Origin of the sequence: Baekduia soli (genome assembly GCF_007970665.1) — a bacterium.
Taxonomy (GTDB): Bacteria; Actinomycetota; Thermoleophilia; order Solirubrobacterales; family Solirubrobacteraceae; genus Baekduia; species Baekduia soli.
This window is the reverse complement of sequence record NZ_CP042430.1, coordinates 2,740,189-2,756,493: the sequence shown is the minus strand read 5'-3', so window position 1 is coordinate 2,756,493 and position 16,305 is coordinate 2,740,189. Positions and strand designations below refer to the sequence as shown.

The window sequence follows — 16,305 nt, the reverse complement described above, 5'->3', positions numbered from 1 at the left end:
GTCTCCGGTAGGGTCCTCGGGGATGACGCTTCCGCTCTCCGACGTCCGCATCATCGCCGTCGAGCAGTACGGCGCCGGCCCCTGGGGGACGCTGCAGCTCGCCGATCTCGGGGCCGAGGTCATCAAGATCGAGGACCCCGCCTCGGCCGGCGACGTGGGGCGCTACGTCCCGCCCTTCCAGGAGGGCGAGGACTCGCTGTTCTTCGAGACGTTCAACCGCAACAAGAAGTCGATCTCGCTCGACCTGCGCTCGCCGCGGGGCCGCGAGGTGTTCGAGCGGCTGGTGGCCCGGGCCGACGCCGTCTACTCCAACCTGCGCGGTGACCAGCCCGCCAAGCTGCGGCTGACCTACGACGACCTCGCCCCCATCAACCCGCGGATCGTCTGCTGCTCGCTGTCGGGCTTCGGCATGACCGGGCCGCGCGCGAGCGAGGCGGGCTACGACTACATCATGCAGGGCATGGCCGGGTGGATGAGCCTCACCGGCGACCCCGGCGGGCCGCCGACCAAGAGCGGGCTGTCGCTCGTCGATCTCTCGGGCGGCTATGTGTCGGCGATCGCGCTGCTCGGCGGCCTCTGGCGCGCCCGCCGCGAGGGCGTGGGCTGCGACTGCGACATCTCGCTGTACGAGACGGCGCTGCACCAGCTCATGTACATCGGGACGTGGACGGCCAACGGCGGCTACACCCCGCGGCGCATGCCCGAGTCCGCCCACCCGTCGATCGTGCCGTTCCAGGCCTTCGCGACCTCCGACGGCTGGATCACCGTCGCGTGCGCCAAGCAGAAGTTCTACGAGCTGCTCTGCCGGACGCTGGACCGCGAGGACCTGATCACCGACCCGCGCTTCGTCGACTTCGCCTCGCGCGACGTGCACCGCGAGGAGCTCCTCCCCACGCTGCGCGAGATCTTCGCGGCGCGGCCGACCGACGAGTGGCTGACGATCCTCGCCGGCGCCGGTGTGCCGCACGGGCCGATCTACGAGGTGGCCGAGGCGCTCGAGGACCCGCACGTCGCGGCCCGCGGCGACATCGTCGAGATCGACCACCCGCGCTTCGGCGGCGTCCGCCAGCTGGCCTCCCCCCTTCGCCTCAGCGGCGAGCCCAACCCCCTGCAGCGCGCCCCGCAGCGCGGCGAGCACACCGACGCACTGCTGACCGACCTCTGCGGCTACTCGGCCGACGAGATCGCCGAGCTGCGCGACGGCGGGACGTTCGGATAGGCCGCGGGCCGCTCGGGGCCGCCCGTGCGCGTTCCGTGACACTCCCGGACACCTGAACGTGCCATATGCACGTCGACCTGACCACCGCGGGCTGAAGGGGCGCCACCGGCGCCCGCGCCGGGCCTCCTACGCCGCGACCCAGCCCGCCGGGTCGGGCCGGCGCAGGTGCCAGTCCGTCGCCTGCTGGTAGCCGTGGGCCGCGCGCAGCACCGTCGCCTCGTCGAACGGACGGCCGACGAGCTGGAAGGACACCGGGAGGCCGTCCACCAGGCCGCAGGGCACGACGAGCGCCGGCGTGCGGGAGAGCACCCACAGGCCGGTGAAGCGCGCGAGCACGGCGGTCATCGCCAGCGGCTCGCTCTCGGAGGCCAGCGGCGCCGTACGGGCCGCGCCGGGGCACATGAGCACGTCGCAGCCCTCCAGCGCGTCGAGGACCTGCCGGCGCCAGCGCCGCTGCTCCTGGCGCTGGTGGGCGTACTGCGGACCGGTGACCGCCTCGCCGCGCCGCAGCCGCGTCAGCACGTCGGGGGCGAAGATCTCCGGGCAGTCGCGCAGGTGGTTGCGGTGCACGTAGGCGGCCTCGGCGAGCAGGAGCTCGGCGGTGCAGGTGGCCGCGTCGTCGTGCCCGGGCAGGTCCACCGGCACGATCTCGGCCCCCAGGGCGGCGTACTGGTCGGCGGCCGCCCGCAGGGCGGCGGCGAACCCGGCGTCGACCTCGTCGAGGTAGGGCCCCGACAGCAGCCCGATGCGCAGGCCGGCCACGCCGCCGTCGAGCGCCCCGAGGTAATCGTCGACGGGGACATCGGGGCTGATCGGGTCCTCGTGGTCGTAGCCCGCGATGACCTGCAGGATCGCCGCGACGTCCTCGGCGCGCCGCGCGAGCGGGCCGATCGTGTCGAATGTCCACGCCACGGGGATCGAGCCGCGGTTGCTGACCCGCCCGGCGGTGCCGCGCAGGCCGCAGCAGCCGTTGAGCGACGCCGGCAGGCGCACCGACCCTCCCGTGTCGGTGCCCAGCGTCGCCAACGCCAGGTCGGCGCCGATCGCCGCGCCGGATCCTCCGCTGGACCCGCCGCTCACCCGCGCGACGTCCCACGGGTTGTGGACGTCGCCGTAGTGGATGTTCTGGTTCGTCCCGCCGATCGCCCACTCCGACATGCTGACCTTGCCCAGGAGCACGGCGCCCGCGTCGCGCAGGGCGGCGTAGGCTGGGGCGTCCTCGTCGGCGATGCGGCCGGCGCGGTGGCGGGTGCCGGCGGTCATCTCCACGCCGGCGACCGCGATGTTGTCCTTGAGGGCGACGGGCACGCCCGCCAGCGGCCCGACGGGCTCCCCGCGCTGCGCCGCGGCGTCGACCGCCGCGGCCTGCTCCAGCGCGAGCTCACGCGTGACCGTCCGGTACACGTTGAGCGCCGCGTCGTGGGCGTCGATGCGATCCAGGTACTCCTGGGCCACCGCGACGGCCGACAGCTCGCCCGCGGCGATCGCCGCGGTCGTCTGCGCGATGGACCGGTCGGGGGGCGCGCTGCTCATGCCGCCTCGAGGGTCGCGACGGCCTCGATCTCGACCCGGACGCCCGGGGCCAGCGTGCGCAGCTCGACGACCGAGCTCTCCGGCCAGCAGTCCACGAACCACGCCAGCCGGGCGTGGTCGGGCAGCTCGGCGGCGTCGCGAACGTAGTACACGATCTTGACGACGCGCTCGGGCGCCGAGCCGGCCGCCCTCAGCGTCCTGCCGAGGTTGGCCAGCGCCTGCTCCAGCTGCCGCTCGCAGTCGTCGGGCGCGACCAGCGCGCCGTCGGGTCCGGTGCCGTGGTGGGTGTTGGTGAACACGAAGCCGCCGACCCGCCAGTAGGCGCCCTGCGCCACCGGCGTGGCCGTCGTGGACTCGCCCGCGGGATGCTGCTGGATCGTCATCGGGTCCGATCGCCTACAGGAGCCCGAACGCCGCGTTGCCGGCCTCGGAGGTCGGGCTCTTGGACGGGATGAGCTTGCCGGCATCCCGGCTGAACAGGTCGTTCAGCGAGCCGCTCGGGCCGCCGTTGCGCGACGCGCGGAGCTCCTCGCGGCGGGCCTTGGTGGCCGCCTCGTCGATCTCCAGGTCCTTCTCGTCCACGAAGATCACGCCGTAGGCGTCACGCGCCAGCTCGATCGTCGTGAAGTCGTCGAGCACGTCCTCGCGGACCATGGCGGGCTCGCGCTCCAGCGGATCGCCGTAGCCGCCCGCGTTGGGCTGGCGGAACTCGATGAACTCGCCGGCCTTGAAGTCGACGCCGGTCACCTTGGCCTCCAGGTACTCCTCCTGCGGCGTGCCGGGGTTCTTGTGCGTGGAGGCCACGAGCCCGTCCCAGCCGCCGAAGATCCCGCGCGGCGGGTCCCACTGGCGATCGCCCTCGCACGAGTAGGTGCCGTCGACCAGGAAGCGGTTGCGCCGGATGACGCCGACGCCGCCGCGCCACTTGCCGGGCGCGGCCGGCTCGGGCCGCAGCTCGTACTGGTCGCAGCGCAGCGGGAACCGCAGGTCGAGCTCCTCGATCGGGTTGTTGCGCGTGTTGGCCATCAGGTTGTCGACGGAGTCCATGGCGTCCTTGCCGTAGCGGCCGCCGTAGGAGCCCTCGTTGACCTCGAGGTAGAGCCAGTACTCGCCCGACTCCGTGGTGAACCCGGAGTAGGCGCAGAAGTGGATCGCCGCCGAGTTGCCGGCCGTGACCTGCTGGGGCAGGACCTCGCCCATGGCCAGGATCGTGTTGTCGACCACGCGCTGGACCTGGCAGAACCGCGAGAAGCACGCCCGCGGGAAGTTGGGGTTGAAGATCGTCCCCTTCGGCGCGATGACGTTGACGGGCCGGAAGACGCCGTCGTTCTGGGGCACGTGCTCGGGGAACGTGTCCTCGTCGAGCAGGAGCGTGCGGATGGCGTAGTACGCCCCGACCAGCAGCGAGCCCTCGAAGGGCACGTTGAAGCCCGTGGGCACCTCGGCCTGCGATCCGGTCAGGTCGATGGTGATCGAGTCGCCCTCGACGATGACCTTGGTCTCCACGCGCAGGCGCACCCCGCGGTTGCGCGCGTCGTCGTCGAGCCACGCCGTCGGCGCCTTGTACTCGCCGTCGGGGAGCTTGGAGATCTGCTCGCGCAGCATCTTCTCCGAGTAGTCCATCCACCCGTAGGCCGAGCTCATGACCGTCTCGACGCCGTAGCGCCCGGTCAGGCGCAGGAACCGGTCGCGCCCGAGCTGGCACGCGGCGAGCATGGCGTTCATGTCGCCGCGGTTCATGGACTCGGTGCGGACGTTGTCGAAGATGAGGCGGTCGACGTCCTCGTTGAGCTCGCCCTCGTTGTACCAGCGCAGCGCGTTGTAGAGCTTGGCCTCGGCGTACACGTCGTAGGCGTCGGCGTTGATGCCCGGGTAGGAGCCGCCGACGTCGAGGACGTGCGCGGTCACCGCGGCGAAGCCCAGCAGCTCGCCCTCGGCGAAGATCGGCACCGCCACCGCGATGTCCGGGCTGTGCGAGGCGCCGAGGTAGGGGTGGTTGTGGACGATGACGTCGCCCTCCTTGATCTTCCCCTCCAGCCGGTCCATGAAGCCGCGGATGTACCAGGGCAGCGAACCGATGTGCATCGGCGTGGAGTCCGACTCGCAGAGCTCGCGGCCCTGGGCGTCGAAGATCCCGGCGCCGAGGTCTTCGGACTCGCGGATGATCGAGCTGTAGGACATGCGGAACAGCACGCCCGCCATCTCGGCGGCGATCGCGTGGAAGGCCCCGCCGAGCACCCGCATGGTGATGGGGTCGACCTCGACCCGCTCGCGCGTGGGGTTCCCGGGGGTCCGGCCGACCTCGTAGGTCACAAGGGACATGAAGTGGTTCCTCTCTTCTCGCTCGTGAGCCCTAGGAGCCCGTGGTGGCGGCGGTGCTGATGATGTCGGTCTGGGCCGACGCGTCGACGCGGATGACGATGTTGCCGTAGCGGTCGATCTCCGCCTTCAGGCCGGGCGGGATCACCGTCGTCGAGTCGTACTGGTTGACGACGGCCGGGCCCTCGATCGTGTTGCCGGCCAGCAGCGCCTCACGCGCGTAGAAGCGCGTCGGCACCTGCTGGAGCTTGCCGTCGATCGGGAACCAGGCGTCGCGCTCGTGGCGCAGCGCGGCCTCCGCGGACGCGCCGCCCTTCTCGACCTCGGGCATCTCGAGCGAGGGGATGAGCCCGATGCCGCGGACGCGGATGTTGGGGATCTCGATGTCGGAGTCCTCGAAGCGGCGCGAGTACTCCTTCTCGTGCGCGTCGTGGAACTTGGACGCGACGTCCTCCGACCAGGCGGCGTCGAGGTCACCGGAGCCGACCTCGATGCGCAGCTCGTAGCCCTGCCCGAGGTAGCGGCAGTCGGCCAGGCGCTGGATGACCTGGTTCTCCGGCGCGATGCCGTCGTCGGCCAGCTGCTTGGCGGCCTGCTGCTCGAGCTCGACGTAGCGCGCCTCGAGCTCGGAGGCGTTGAGCGCCGAGAGCCGCTGGTAGGTCGTCGTGACGTACTCGTAGACCTCGTCGGTCACGAGCAGGCCCAGCGCGGCGGTGACGCCCGGGAAGGGCGGCACCACGACGGCCGGCGTGCCGACCTCGATCGCGATGTGCGCGGCGAACGCCGGGCCGGCGCCGCCCTCGGCGACGAGCGCGAAGTCGCGCGGGTCGAAGCCCTTGCGGACCGAGTTCTCCTCGATGGACTGCACCATGGAGTGGCTCGCGATCTGCACGGCGCCCATCGAGGCCTCCTCGACGGTCATGCCGAGCTTCTCGGCGACCGGCTCGAACGCGGTGCGCGCGAGCTCGGGCTTGAGCGTCATGGCCCCGCCGAGGAAGTCCTCGGGCAGCAGCCAGCCGAGGTTGACCATGGCGTCGGTCGAGGTCGGCTCGGTGCCGCCGCGGTCGTAGGCCGCCGGCCCGGGCTGGGCGCCGGCCGAGCGCGGGCCCGACCGGAAGATGCCGCCGCCGTCGACGTAGGCGATGGAGCCGCCGCCTGCGCCGATCGTGTCGACGTCGACCATCGGGATCATCGCCTGGTACGGCCCGACCCGTGTGTCGAGCAGGTGCTTCATCCGCAGGTGGCCGCCCTGGGCCAGGCCGATGTCGGCCGAGGTGCCGCCGACGTCGAGGGTGATGACGCTGTCGAATCCGGCCGACTTGCCGACCCAGATGCCGCCCACCACGCCGGCCACGGGGCCCGACATGAGCAGGTTGACGGGACGGTCGATCGCGCCCTGGGCGGTGGAGACGCCGCTGCCCGACGTCATGAGATGCACGCCCGTGCGCACGTTGAGCGCGCGCAGCTCGTCCTCCAGGCGGCGCACGTAGGTGGCGACCTTCGGCCCGACGTAGGCGTTGAGCGCCACGGTCGAGAAGCGCTCGTACTCGCGGTACTGGGGCAGCACGTCGGAGGAGACCGACAGGAACGCCTCCGGGAACTCCTCGCGGATGATCTCGGCGACGCGCTGCTCGTGGTCGGGCTTGAGGAAGGAGAACAGGAAGCAGACGGCGATCGCCTCGACGCCGGCCTCCTTGAGCTTGAGCACCTGCTCGCGGGCGCGATCCTCGTCGAGCGGGACGAGGATCTCGCCGTCGCCCGTGACGCGCTCGGGGACCGTGAGGCGGTAGCGGCGGCGCGCGAGCGGATAGGCCTGCCAGGGAAGGTCCTGGTAGTTCGAGAAGTTCATCGGCTTCTTGTGCCGCGCGATGTGCAGGATGTCGCGGTACCCCTCGGTGGTGATCATCCCCACCTTGGCGCCGTTGTGCTCGATGACGATGTTGGTGGCGATCGTCGTGCCGTGGAAGACCTGATCCAGGTCGCCGGGGACGACCTCGGCCTGCTCCGTGAGCTGCTTGATGCCCTCGATCGTGCCGCGCGACGGGTCGTCGGGCGTCGACGGAAGCTTGTGGATGAGGATCTTCCCGGCCTCGTCGTCCACATAGATGAGGTCCGTGAAGGTGCCGCCGACGTCTACTCCGAGTCGCTTCATGTGGTCGCTCCCACGTCGCAGGGTGTGCTGTTCAAGGCTCCGCTCATGGACGGACCAGGATCTTTCCGAAGTGCTTGCGCGCCTCGAGCGCGCTGTAGGCCTCCTGGATCTCGTCCAGGCCGAAGGAGGCCGAGACGAGGGGCTTGATGAGGCCGCGGGCGGCGAAGTCCAGCGCCTTCTCGAGCTCGTCGCGGGTGTAGACGAACGAGCCGATGATCGTGTGCTGGGACCGGAAGAACGGGATGACGTCGAACGGCACGACCTCGCCCGAGTGGCCGCCGCAGGTCACGAGCCGGCCGTCCTGGCCGAGAGACTCGATGGCCTTCTGGAACAGCTCGCCGCCGACGTGCTCGAACGCGAGGTCGGCGCCCTTGCCGCCGGTGAGCTCGGCCACGCGCGCCGGGACGTCCTCCGTGGTGTAGTCGATGCCGTCGTCCATCCCCAGCGCGGAGGCCTGGGCGAGCTTCTCGGCCGAGCTCGAGGTGCCGATGACGTACGCGCCGGCCAGGTGGGCGAGCTGCACGGCGGCCGAGCCGATGCCGCTCGAGATCGAGTTGATCAGGACGGTCTCGCCGATGCGCAGGCCGCCGCGGGTGAAGAGCATGTGCCAGGCCGTGCCGAACGCGACCTGCAGGGCCGCGGCGTCATCGTCGGAGATGGCCTCGGGGACGCGGACGAGCTGGCCGGCGGGTGCCGTCACGTACTCGGCGAAGCCGCCGGGTCCGGCGACGCCGATGAAGACCTCCCCGCCGAGCAGATAGGGCATGACGCGGTCGCCGACCGCGTAGTCCTCCACCCCGTCGCCGAGGGCGTCGACGCGCCCGACGATCTCGATGCCCGGGATGTGCGGGAACGTGATGTCGAACCGCGAGATGCCGTCGCGGATGTCGACGTCGACGTGGTTCAGCGCACAGGCGTCGACCTTGATGCGCACATGGCCGGGTCCGGGCTCGGGATCCTCGACGTCCTCGACGTTGAGTACCGACGATCCTCCGAACTCGCGCATCACTGCGGCTTTCACGTGGTCCTCTTCCTTCGCTCGAATGTTCCGGGTGCGACCCAGCCGTGGGCCGAGGAGGGCCCGGCGCCCGGCTCCGATTCATATGCCGGACATCAGACAATGTCAAGCAGCAAAACCCGCCCAGCAGCGCCGAAACGGCCCTCAGAGCCCCGGATCCGCCGGTTGACACGGGGTGATGTCGGACATATAACCTCCTTGCATAGGCCGATGAGCGCGAGGGACCCCACCGGGGGCGCCCGAGCTCGCCGCCCTGTGCCGGGCATCGACACCGACCGGAACGTCTGAGAGGACCCATGAGCACTGTCGCCGAACGCCTTGCCGCGTTCACCTCCGCCCTCACCGCCGACGCGCTGCCGCCCGAGGTCGCGCAGGCCGCCAAGCTGCACCTCCTCGACACGCTGGGCTGCGGCCTGGCCGGCTGCGCCCTCGGGGTGGCCTCCGGGGCGCGCGAGGCGATGCTCGAGCCCGGCACCACGGGCCCGGCCACGGCCTTCGGCGCCGGCCACGGCCTGCCGAGCTTCGACGCCGCCTTCTCCAACGGCGCCACCTGCCACGCGCTGGACTTCGACGACACGCACACGGGCGCCATCGCCCACGTCAGCGTCGCCGTCGTGCCCGCCGCCCTGGCCGCCGCCGAGGCCCACGGCGCCTCGGGCGCCGACCTCCTCGCCGCCCTCGTCGCCGGCAACGAGGTCGTGCTGCGCCTCGGCCTGGCCGCCGGACCGCTCTTCCACCAGATCGGCTTCCACCCCACCGGCGTGCTCGGCGTCTACGGCGCCACCGCCGCCGCCGCGCGCATCCGCGGCCTCGACGCCGCGACGACGACCCAGGCCCTGGGCATCGCCGGCAGCCTGGCCTCCGGGATCCTCGAGCATCTCTCCGACGGCTCCTCGACCAAGCGCCTGCACCCGGGCTTCGCCGCCCGTTCCGGCCTGCTGGCCGCGTCCCTCGCCGCCCACGGCGAGACCGGGCCCAAGACGGTCATCGAGGGGCGCTTCGGCCTCTACAACGCCTACCTGCGCCGCGACGACCTCGACATCGAGGGCCAGCTCGCCGACCTCGGCGAGCGCTGGGAGACGCCGAAGATCGCCTACAAGCCCTACGCGGCCTGCCACTTCGTGCACGCACCGCTGGACGCCACGATCCAGGCGACCGCGGGCCGCAGGCTCGACGTCGACGACATCGCCTCCATCGTGGCCATCGCCCCGGCCGACGTGGTGCCGATCGTCCTCGAGCCGCTGGCCGCCAAGCACGACCCGCGCAGCGAGTACGACGCGAAGTTCAGCATCCCGTACGCCGTGGCCTCCTACCTCGTGCGCGGCAAGGTCGACGTCATGACCTTCGTCGGCGACGCGATCCGGGAGACCAAGGTCCTCGAGCTCGCCCACAAGGTCACCTACGAGACCAAGGACTACCCCACGTTCGGCAAGGCCTTCCCCGGCGGCGTGCGCATCACGCTCACCGACGGGACCGTCCTGGAGGCCGAGCTCGAGCACCAGCGCGGCGGCGAGGAGAACCCGCTGAGCGATGCCGACGTGCAGGCCAAGTACCGCGCCAACGCGGAGCTGGCCCTGGACGACGACGACGTCGACGCGATCGAGCAGGCGGTCCTGCACCTCGAGGGCTGGCCGACCTGGAGGCGTTCAAGGCGCTCGGCCACGCCTCGGCCCGCGAGCAGGTGGCCGCATGAGCACCGTCATGGAGCTCACCGACGTCCAGCAGGACATCCTCGGGACGATCCGGGACTTCGTCGACAAGGACGTCCTGCCCAACGTCATGAAGTACGAGCGTGCCGACGAGTTCCCCGGCCCGCTCGTGGAGACGATGAAGGAGCTGGGGCTCTTCGGGACCACGATTCCCGAGGAGTACGGCGGCCTGGGCCTGGACCTGACGACCTACGCGCTGATCGTCAAGGAGCTCTCGCGCGGCTGGATCTCGCTGTCGGGCGTCGTGAACACGCACTTCATCGCGTCGTTCATGATCAAGACGTTCGGCACCCAGGAGCAGAAGGACCGCCTGTTGCCCAAGATGGCGACGGGCGAGGTGCGCTGCGCGTTCTCGATGACCGAGCCCCACGCCGGCACCGACGTGCAGTCGATCCGCACGCGGGCCGTCCGCGACGGCGACGACTACGTCATCAACGGCCAGAAGATGTGGGTCACCAACGGCCTGCGGGCCGGCATCGTGATGCTGCTCGCGGTCACCGACCCGACGGCCGAGCCGCGCCACCGGGGCATGACGACGTTCATCATCGAGAAGGACCCCGACGTCGACGAGCAGCCCGGCCTGACGATCCCGCCCAAGCTCAAGAAGCTCGGCTACAAGGGCGTGGAGTCCACGGAGCTGGTCTTCGAGAACTACCGCACCCCGGCCCACAGCATCCTCGGCGGCGAGGAGGGCGTGGGCTTCAAGCAGTTCATGGCCGGCGTCGAGCTCGGCCGGGTCAACGTGGCCGCCCGCGGCCTGGGGATCGCGCAGTCGGCGCTGGACAACTCGCTGCGCTATGCGCAGGAGCGCGAGACGTTCGGCAAGCCGATCGCCAACCACCAGCTCATCCAGGCCAAGCTCGCGATGATGGCCACCAAGCTGCGGGCCGCCGAGCTGCTGACCATCGATGCCGCCCGGCGCAAGGACACCGGGGAGCGCGCCGACCTCGAGGCCGGCATGGCCAAGCTGTTCGCCACGGAGGTCGCCGAGGAGAACGCGTTGGAGGCGATGCGCATCCACGGCGGCTACGGCTACTCCCAGGAGTACCCGATCGAGCGCCTGTACCGGGACGCGCCCGTCCTGCTGATCGGCGAGGGATCCAACGAGATCCAGCAGCTCGTGATCGCCCGGAGGCTGCTCGAGCTGCACAAGATCTGATCCCGGGCAGGCGCCCGCGGCCGTGGGCGGGGACACGGCCGCCGCCCCGGCTATCCTGCCGCGCATCGACGACCTGGGAGACACCGTGTCCGAGCCCATCGACAACGGGAGCAGCGAGGAGCGGCGGGCGCGCGTGGTCTCCCGGCTCGCGCCGGCCGAGCCGCCGTCGGCGGCCACGCCCGTCAAGCGGGTGCGCAAGGCCTACGAGCAGGTCTACGACCAGCTGCGCGACCTCATCATGCGGGGCGAGCTGCGTCGCGGCGCGCGCCTGCCCAACGAGGCGGTCCTGGCCAGCGAGTTCGGCGTCAGCCGCGGCACCGTCCGCGAGGCGCTGCGGGTGCTGGCCGCCCAGAACCTCATCCGGACGGCCAAGGGGGCCGGCGGCGGCAGCTTCGTCACGCTGCCGACCGTCGACCACATCTCGACGTTCCTGCAGGCGAACATCAGCCTGCTCTCGGAGTCCGAGGACGTGACGCTCAGCGAGTTCCTCGAGGCGCGCGAGCTGCTCGAGGTCTTCGCCGCGCGCCAGTGCGCCGCGCGGCGCAGCGAGGAGGACCTGGAGCGCCTGCGCGAGACGATCGTCGACGACCCCACGATCCTCGGCAGCCAGCAGCACTACGTCTACAACAAGGACTTCCACACCGCCGTCGTCGACGGCTGCGGCAACGCGCTCATCTGCATCGCCGCCCAGCCCGTGTTCTCCGTGCTGCAGACGCGGCTGAGCCGCGAGGAGATGAGCGACCGGTTCGCCCGGCGCCTCAACGACGACCACCGGGCGATCCTCGGTGCGATCGAGGCCGGCGACAGCGACGCGGCCGGCGAGGAGATGCGCAAGCACATGGCCTACCTCAGCCGCACGTACAAGAAGATGTGGCGCGGCACCTCCCGCCCGGAGTAGCCGTCCGGGATCGTCCGCGATTGACACGCGCGCGGCGACCCGTTAGAACGGCGAAAGTCCGACATCAGTCGGTCATCGTCGGAGCAACGGAGGTCGTAGCGTGCGGATCAAGTACATCATCCCGTTCCCGTTCGACGACGCGGGGGTCAAGGCCCGCGCCGCCCAGGTCCCTGACGACCTCCTCGGGCCGGGGGTCACCATCGACTTCGTGCCGGTGCGCAACAGCTGCTTCCTGCTGGACTCCTACTACGAGTCGATCCTCTTCGACGCCTACGTCGCCGAGGCCGGCCTCCAGGCCGAGGACGAGGGCTACGACGCCGTCGTCATGGACACCGTCTCGGACTCCGGCCTGCAGATCCTGCGCTCGCGGCTGACGATCCCGGTCATCGGGCCCGGCCAGGTCGCGTTCCACCTCGCCGGCCTGCTCGGCCAGAAGTTCTCGGTCATCACGATGTGGGACACGTGGCGGTTCTTCTACCGCAAGCTCTTCAAGGAGTACGGGCTGACGGAGAACGTCGCCTCGATCCGTGCCGTGAACATCCCGCCCGACGTCGAGGCGCTGTTCGCCGGCAAGGAGGAGGAGATGTACGAGAAGCTCGCTGCCGAGGCGATGAAGGCCATCGAGTCCGACGGCGCCGACGTCATCGTGATCGGCTCGACCACGATGCACCAGGCCGCGTCGTACCTGACCGAGCACCTGCCCGTGCCCGTGATCAACCCGGGACCGGCGGCCGTCGCCTTCGCCGAGACGATCGTGCGCCTGGGCCTCAGCCACTCCAAGGTCGCCTACCCCTCCCCCGGCACGATCCAGGACGAGAAGTTCTTCTCCATGATCGGCGCCGACGGCGGCACGCGCACGGCGGCGGGCTGAGCATGGGCGCCGGCGCGGGCGTGCTCCGCGGCCCCGGCGAGGTCGCCGAGGACGAGGCCTCCGGGGAGGCCGCACGGGCCTATGCGCGCCTGCGCGACGCGCTCGGCGCCGCGTTCGTGCCCACGGTGTTCCGGATGCTGGGCCGCCACGGCCCGTACCTGGCCGCCGGCGTCGACGCGGTGCTCGAGCACGCCGATGCGTCCGCGCTGGAGCAGCTGGCCGCCGACGGCCGTGCGGTCGGAGCCGCGGCCGCCGCGGGCCTGCCGGGCCCGGCCCTGGACGCCGGGCGCGAGGCTCCGGCCGTCGCGGCGCTGCTGGAGCGCTACAACACCGTCAACCCGAGGGGCATCGCGTTCGTCCTGGCGCTGCGCGGCGACACGGCGCGCCCGCCCGCGCCCGTGCTGCGCGCGCCGCTGCCGCCGCCCGTGCCCGGCCTGCTCGACGACGTCCGCGCCTGCCACGCCGGCCTGACGGTCCCCGGGCTGTGGCGCGAGCTGGCCGCCGGGCACCCCGCGGTGGCCGGGCAGGCCTGGGCGCTGGTACGGCCGCTGGCCGGCGACCCCGCCCTGGAGGCGGCCCGCGACGCGGTGACCGACGGCGCGCGGCGCCTGGTCGCCGGCGTGGCCGCTCCCGATCCCGCGGCGCTGGGCTGCGACGAGGACGCCCGGCGCGAGATCGCGGCGATCCTGGACTGGTTCGTCGTCGCGATCCCGACGATGGTCGTCGTCATCGAGATCCTTCGCGCGCGCCTGGCCGGCGGGGGCGTACCGTCGTGACGATGACCGCACCGTGGACCGTGGCCCAGAAGATCCTCGCCGCCCACGGGGTGCAGGACCTGACGCCCGGCGCCTTCGGCCTGGCCCGCGTCGATCTCGTCATGACCAACGACGTCTCGGGCTCGGTGGCGCTGCGCGAGTTCGAGAAGATCGGCGCGCGGCGGGTGTTCGACCCCTCGCGCGTCGCGCTGTTCGCCGATCACTTCGCCCCCGCCAAGGACGTCCGCAGCGCCCAGCTCGTCGGCCGCCTGCGCCGCTTCGCGCGCGAGCAGGGCATCGAGCAGTACTGGGAGGCCGGCAGCACCCCCAACGGCGGCATCGAGCACACCGTGCTGGCCGAGGAGGGCCTCATCGCCCCGGGCGACTTCATCCCGGGCGGGGACTCCCACAGCTGCACCTACGGGGCTTTCGGGGCCTTCGGCACCGGCGTGGGCTCGACGGACATCGCCGCCGCGCTGGCCCTCGGCGAGCTGTGGGTCCGCGTCCCGCAGACCATCCGGGTCGAGTACCGCGGCACCGCCGGGCCGCAGGTCACCGGCAAGGACCTCATCCTCGCCTACCTCGCGCAGTCGGGCGTGGCGGGCGGCACGTACGCCGCGCTGGAGTTCGCCGGGCCGCCCATCGACGCGACGAGCATCGACGAGCGCATGGCGCTGTGCAACATGGCCGTCGAGGCCGGCGCCAAGACCGGGATCGTGCCCGCCGACGCCACGACGCTGGCGTGGCTGGCCGACAAGGTCACCGGCCGGCCGCTGGAGCCCGTCCTGCCCGACGAGGGGGCCTCCTACGCCGGGCGCGCGCAGATCGACCTGGACGGCATGCGCCCGCTCGTCGCGCGCCCGCCCTCGCCGGCCGACGTCGTGCCGGTCGACACCGTCGACCGCGTACGGGTCGACCAGGTCTACGTCGGCAACTGCGCCAACGGCACGATGACCGACCTGCGCCAGCTCTGCGAGGTGCTGGGCGGCCGCCGCGTCGCGCGCGGGACGCGGCTCATCGTCGTGCCCGCGAGCCAGCGCGTGTACCGCCAGGCGCTGAAGGAGGGCCTGCTGGAGCAGATCGTCGAGGCCGGCGGGGCGATCTCCATGCCGACCTGCGGGGCCTGCTTCGGGGGCCACATGGGCATCCTGGACGCCGGGGAGGTGGCCGTGGCCACGACGAACCGCAACTTCCGCGGCAGGATGGGGCATGCCGACTCGGCGGTCTACCTGGCCAACGCCTACGTCGCGGGCGCCGCCGCGGTCTCGGGCGAACTGGTGGACCCGGCGGAGGTGATGGCATGAGCGACGTGATCACCGGCCGCGCCGTCGTGCTCGGCGACGACGTCAACACCGACAACATCATCCCCGGGCCCTACCTGAACATCACCGATCCGGAGGAGCTCGGTCGTCACCTCCTGGAGACCTACGACGCCGCGGTCGGCGCGGCCGTGGCCCCCGGCGACATCCTGGTGGGCGGGCGCAACTTCGGGATGGGCTCCTCGCGCGAGCAGGCCCAGGTCGCGATCATGGCACGCGGCGTGCAGGCCATCGTCGCCGGCAGCTTCGCGCGCATCTTCCTGCGCAACTGCATCAACGTCGGCCTCGCCGTGGCCGAGTCCCCGGAGGCGGTCGCCGCCATCGCCGACGGCGACGAGCTGCGCATCGACTTCACCGCCGGCACCATCACGCGCGGCGACGACACCTGGACCATTCCGCCGCGGCCGCCGTTCGTCGGCGAGATCCTGGAGGCCGGCGGTCTCGTCGGCTGGGCCCAGGAGCGCCTGCGCCGGACCTCCTCGACCCAAGGACGACGATGAGCGAAGCACCGAACCTCCGCGAGCGCCTCCAGGACCCGCGGATCCTCGTGGCCATGGGCGTCCACGACGGCCTGACCGCGCGGATCGCCCAACAGCTCGGCTTCGAGGCCTTCTACCACGGCGGCTACGCCGCGGCCGCCCACCATCACGGGCTCCCCGACATCGGCATGGTCGGCCTGGAGGAGATGGTCGAGAGCGTGCGCCGCGTCACCAACGTCTCCACGACCCCGGTGATCGTCGACTGCGACACGGCGTACGGCGCGATCCCCGGCGTCAAGCGCACCGTGCACGAGATGGAGCGGGCCGGCGCCGGCGCGATCCAGATCGAGGACCAGGTCTTCCCGAAGAAGTGCGGGCACATGGAGGGCAAGCAGGTCATCGCGGTCGACGAGATGGTGCTCAAGATCCGCGCCGCCGTCGCGACGCGCCACGACCCGTCGATGCTCATCATCGCCCGCACCGACGCGCTGCAGCCCCTCGGCCTCGACGAGGCCATCGACCGCTGCAACGCCTACGCGGAGGCCGGTGCCGACCTCGCGTTCGTCGACGCGCCCGGCAGCCGCGAGCAGCTGGCCGAGATCGCCCGCCGCGTCGACGTGCCGTCGGTGGCCAACATGTCCGAGACCGGCAAGACCCCGGCGCTGACCGCCGACGAGCTGCAGGAGATGGGCTACCGGGTCGTCATCTTCCCCGCCACCCAGACCTGGGTGTTCGCCCGCGCCTACGAGGAGGTCTGCCGCGAACTGCTGCGCACGGGCACGACCGCGGGCTACGCCGACCGCTTCGCGTCGTTCGACGACGTCAACGCGCTGCTGGGCCTCGAGGAGCTGCAGCGCGTCGAGTGAGGGCGGCC

The 16,305-nt window shown here is 71.7% G+C and carries 13 protein-coding genes and 1 pseudogene; 9 read left to right on the top strand and 5 right to left on the bottom strand.

All coding sequences use genetic code 11. The annotated features are described in order from the left end of the window. Window positions 1-22: 22 nt before the first annotated feature. Window positions 23-1,219 carry a CaiB/BaiF CoA transferase family protein gene (locus FSW04_RS13095; protein ID WP_146919917.1) on the top strand — a complete coding sequence of 399 codons (1,197 nt, stop codon included), beginning with the start codon at window positions 23-25 and terminating at the stop codon, window positions 1,217-1,219. Window positions 1,220-1,345: 126 nt separating this feature from the next. Here FSW04_RS13095 and FSW04_RS13090 read toward each other — a convergent pair whose 3' ends face one another. Genes FSW04_RS13090 through FSW04_RS13070 form a run of 5 tightly spaced genes read right to left on the bottom strand, consistent with a single transcriptional unit; the run spans window position 1,346 to window position 8,244 of the window. Next, window positions 1,346-2,752, bottom strand: a complete 1,407-nt coding sequence (locus FSW04_RS13090; protein ID WP_146919915.1) for an amidase — start codon at window positions 2,750-2,752, stop codon at window positions 1,346-1,348. Beyond that, the gene (locus FSW04_RS13085) at window positions 2,749-3,135 is read right to left on the bottom strand and encodes a RidA family protein (protein ID WP_187368744.1); all 387 of its coding nucleotides are present in this window, start codon (window positions 3,133-3,135) and stop codon (window positions 2,749-2,751) included. The genes FSW04_RS13090 and FSW04_RS13085 overlap by 4 nt, the downstream gene beginning before the upstream one ends. A gap of 13 nt (window positions 3,136-3,148) precedes the next feature. Beyond that, window positions 3,149-5,074 (bottom strand): hydantoinase B/oxoprolinase family protein, encoded by a 1,926-nt coding sequence (locus tag FSW04_RS13080; protein ID WP_146919911.1) that lies wholly within the window; start codon window positions 5,072-5,074, stop codon window positions 3,149-3,151. Window positions 5,075-5,105: 31 nt separating this feature from the next. Next, the gene (locus tag FSW04_RS13075) at window positions 5,106-7,223 is read right to left on the bottom strand and encodes a hydantoinase/oxoprolinase family protein (protein ID WP_146919909.1); all 2,118 of its coding nucleotides are present in this window, start codon (window positions 7,221-7,223) and stop codon (window positions 5,106-5,108) included. 43 nt (window positions 7,224-7,266) lie between these two features. Then, the gene (locus FSW04_RS13070) at window positions 7,267-8,244 is read right to left on the bottom strand and encodes a quinone oxidoreductase family protein (RefSeq protein WP_146919907.1); all 978 of its coding nucleotides are present in this window, start codon (window positions 8,242-8,244) and stop codon (window positions 7,267-7,269) included. A gap of 293 nt (window positions 8,245-8,537) precedes the next feature. Here FSW04_RS13070 and FSW04_RS28495 point away from each other — a divergent pair. The 8 genes and pseudogenes from FSW04_RS28495 to FSW04_RS13030 form a co-directional block, all read left to right on the top strand. Further along, window positions 8,538-9,800, top strand: a pseudogene (locus tag FSW04_RS28495) (MmgE/PrpD family protein); the annotation flags it as partial. A gap of 130 nt (window positions 9,801-9,930) precedes the next feature. Next, window positions 9,931-11,109: an acyl-CoA dehydrogenase family protein gene (locus tag FSW04_RS13060; RefSeq protein ID WP_146919905.1), complete on the top strand. Its 1,179-nt coding sequence runs from the start codon at window positions 9,931-9,933 to the stop codon at window positions 11,107-11,109. A gap of 85 nt (window positions 11,110-11,194) precedes the next feature. Next, a complete protein-coding gene (locus tag FSW04_RS13055) occupies window positions 11,195-12,007 on the top strand; it encodes a FadR/GntR family transcriptional regulator (RefSeq protein WP_146919903.1) in 813 nt (270 codons plus the stop codon). Window positions 12,008-12,107: 100 nt separating this feature from the next. Continuing rightward, window positions 12,108-12,878: an aspartate/glutamate racemase family protein gene (locus tag FSW04_RS13050; protein WP_146919900.1), complete on the top strand. Its 771-nt coding sequence runs from the start codon at window positions 12,108-12,110 to the stop codon at window positions 12,876-12,878. 2 nt (window positions 12,879-12,880) lie between these two features. After that, window positions 12,881-13,654, top strand: a complete 774-nt coding sequence (locus FSW04_RS13045) for a hypothetical protein (RefSeq protein WP_146919898.1) — start codon at window positions 12,881-12,883, stop codon at window positions 13,652-13,654. A 2-nt stretch (window positions 13,655-13,656) separates the two neighbouring features. Continuing rightward, window positions 13,657-14,937 carry a 3-isopropylmalate dehydratase large subunit gene (locus FSW04_RS13040; protein ID WP_146919896.1) on the top strand — a complete coding sequence of 427 codons (1,281 nt, stop codon included), beginning with the start codon at window positions 13,657-13,659 and terminating at the stop codon, window positions 14,935-14,937. Continuing rightward, window positions 14,934-15,452: a LeuD/DmdB family oxidoreductase small subunit gene (locus FSW04_RS13035; RefSeq protein WP_146919894.1), complete on the top strand. Its 519-nt coding sequence runs from the start codon at window positions 14,934-14,936 to the stop codon at window positions 15,450-15,452. The genes FSW04_RS13040 and FSW04_RS13035 overlap by 4 nt, the downstream gene beginning before the upstream one ends. Beyond that, window positions 15,449-16,297, top strand: coding sequence for an isocitrate lyase/PEP mutase family protein (locus tag FSW04_RS13030; RefSeq protein WP_146919892.1), 849 nt, complete (start codon window positions 15,449-15,451; stop codon window positions 16,295-16,297). The genes FSW04_RS13035 and FSW04_RS13030 overlap by 4 nt, the downstream gene beginning before the upstream one ends. Window positions 16,298-16,305: the final 8 nt, after the last annotated feature.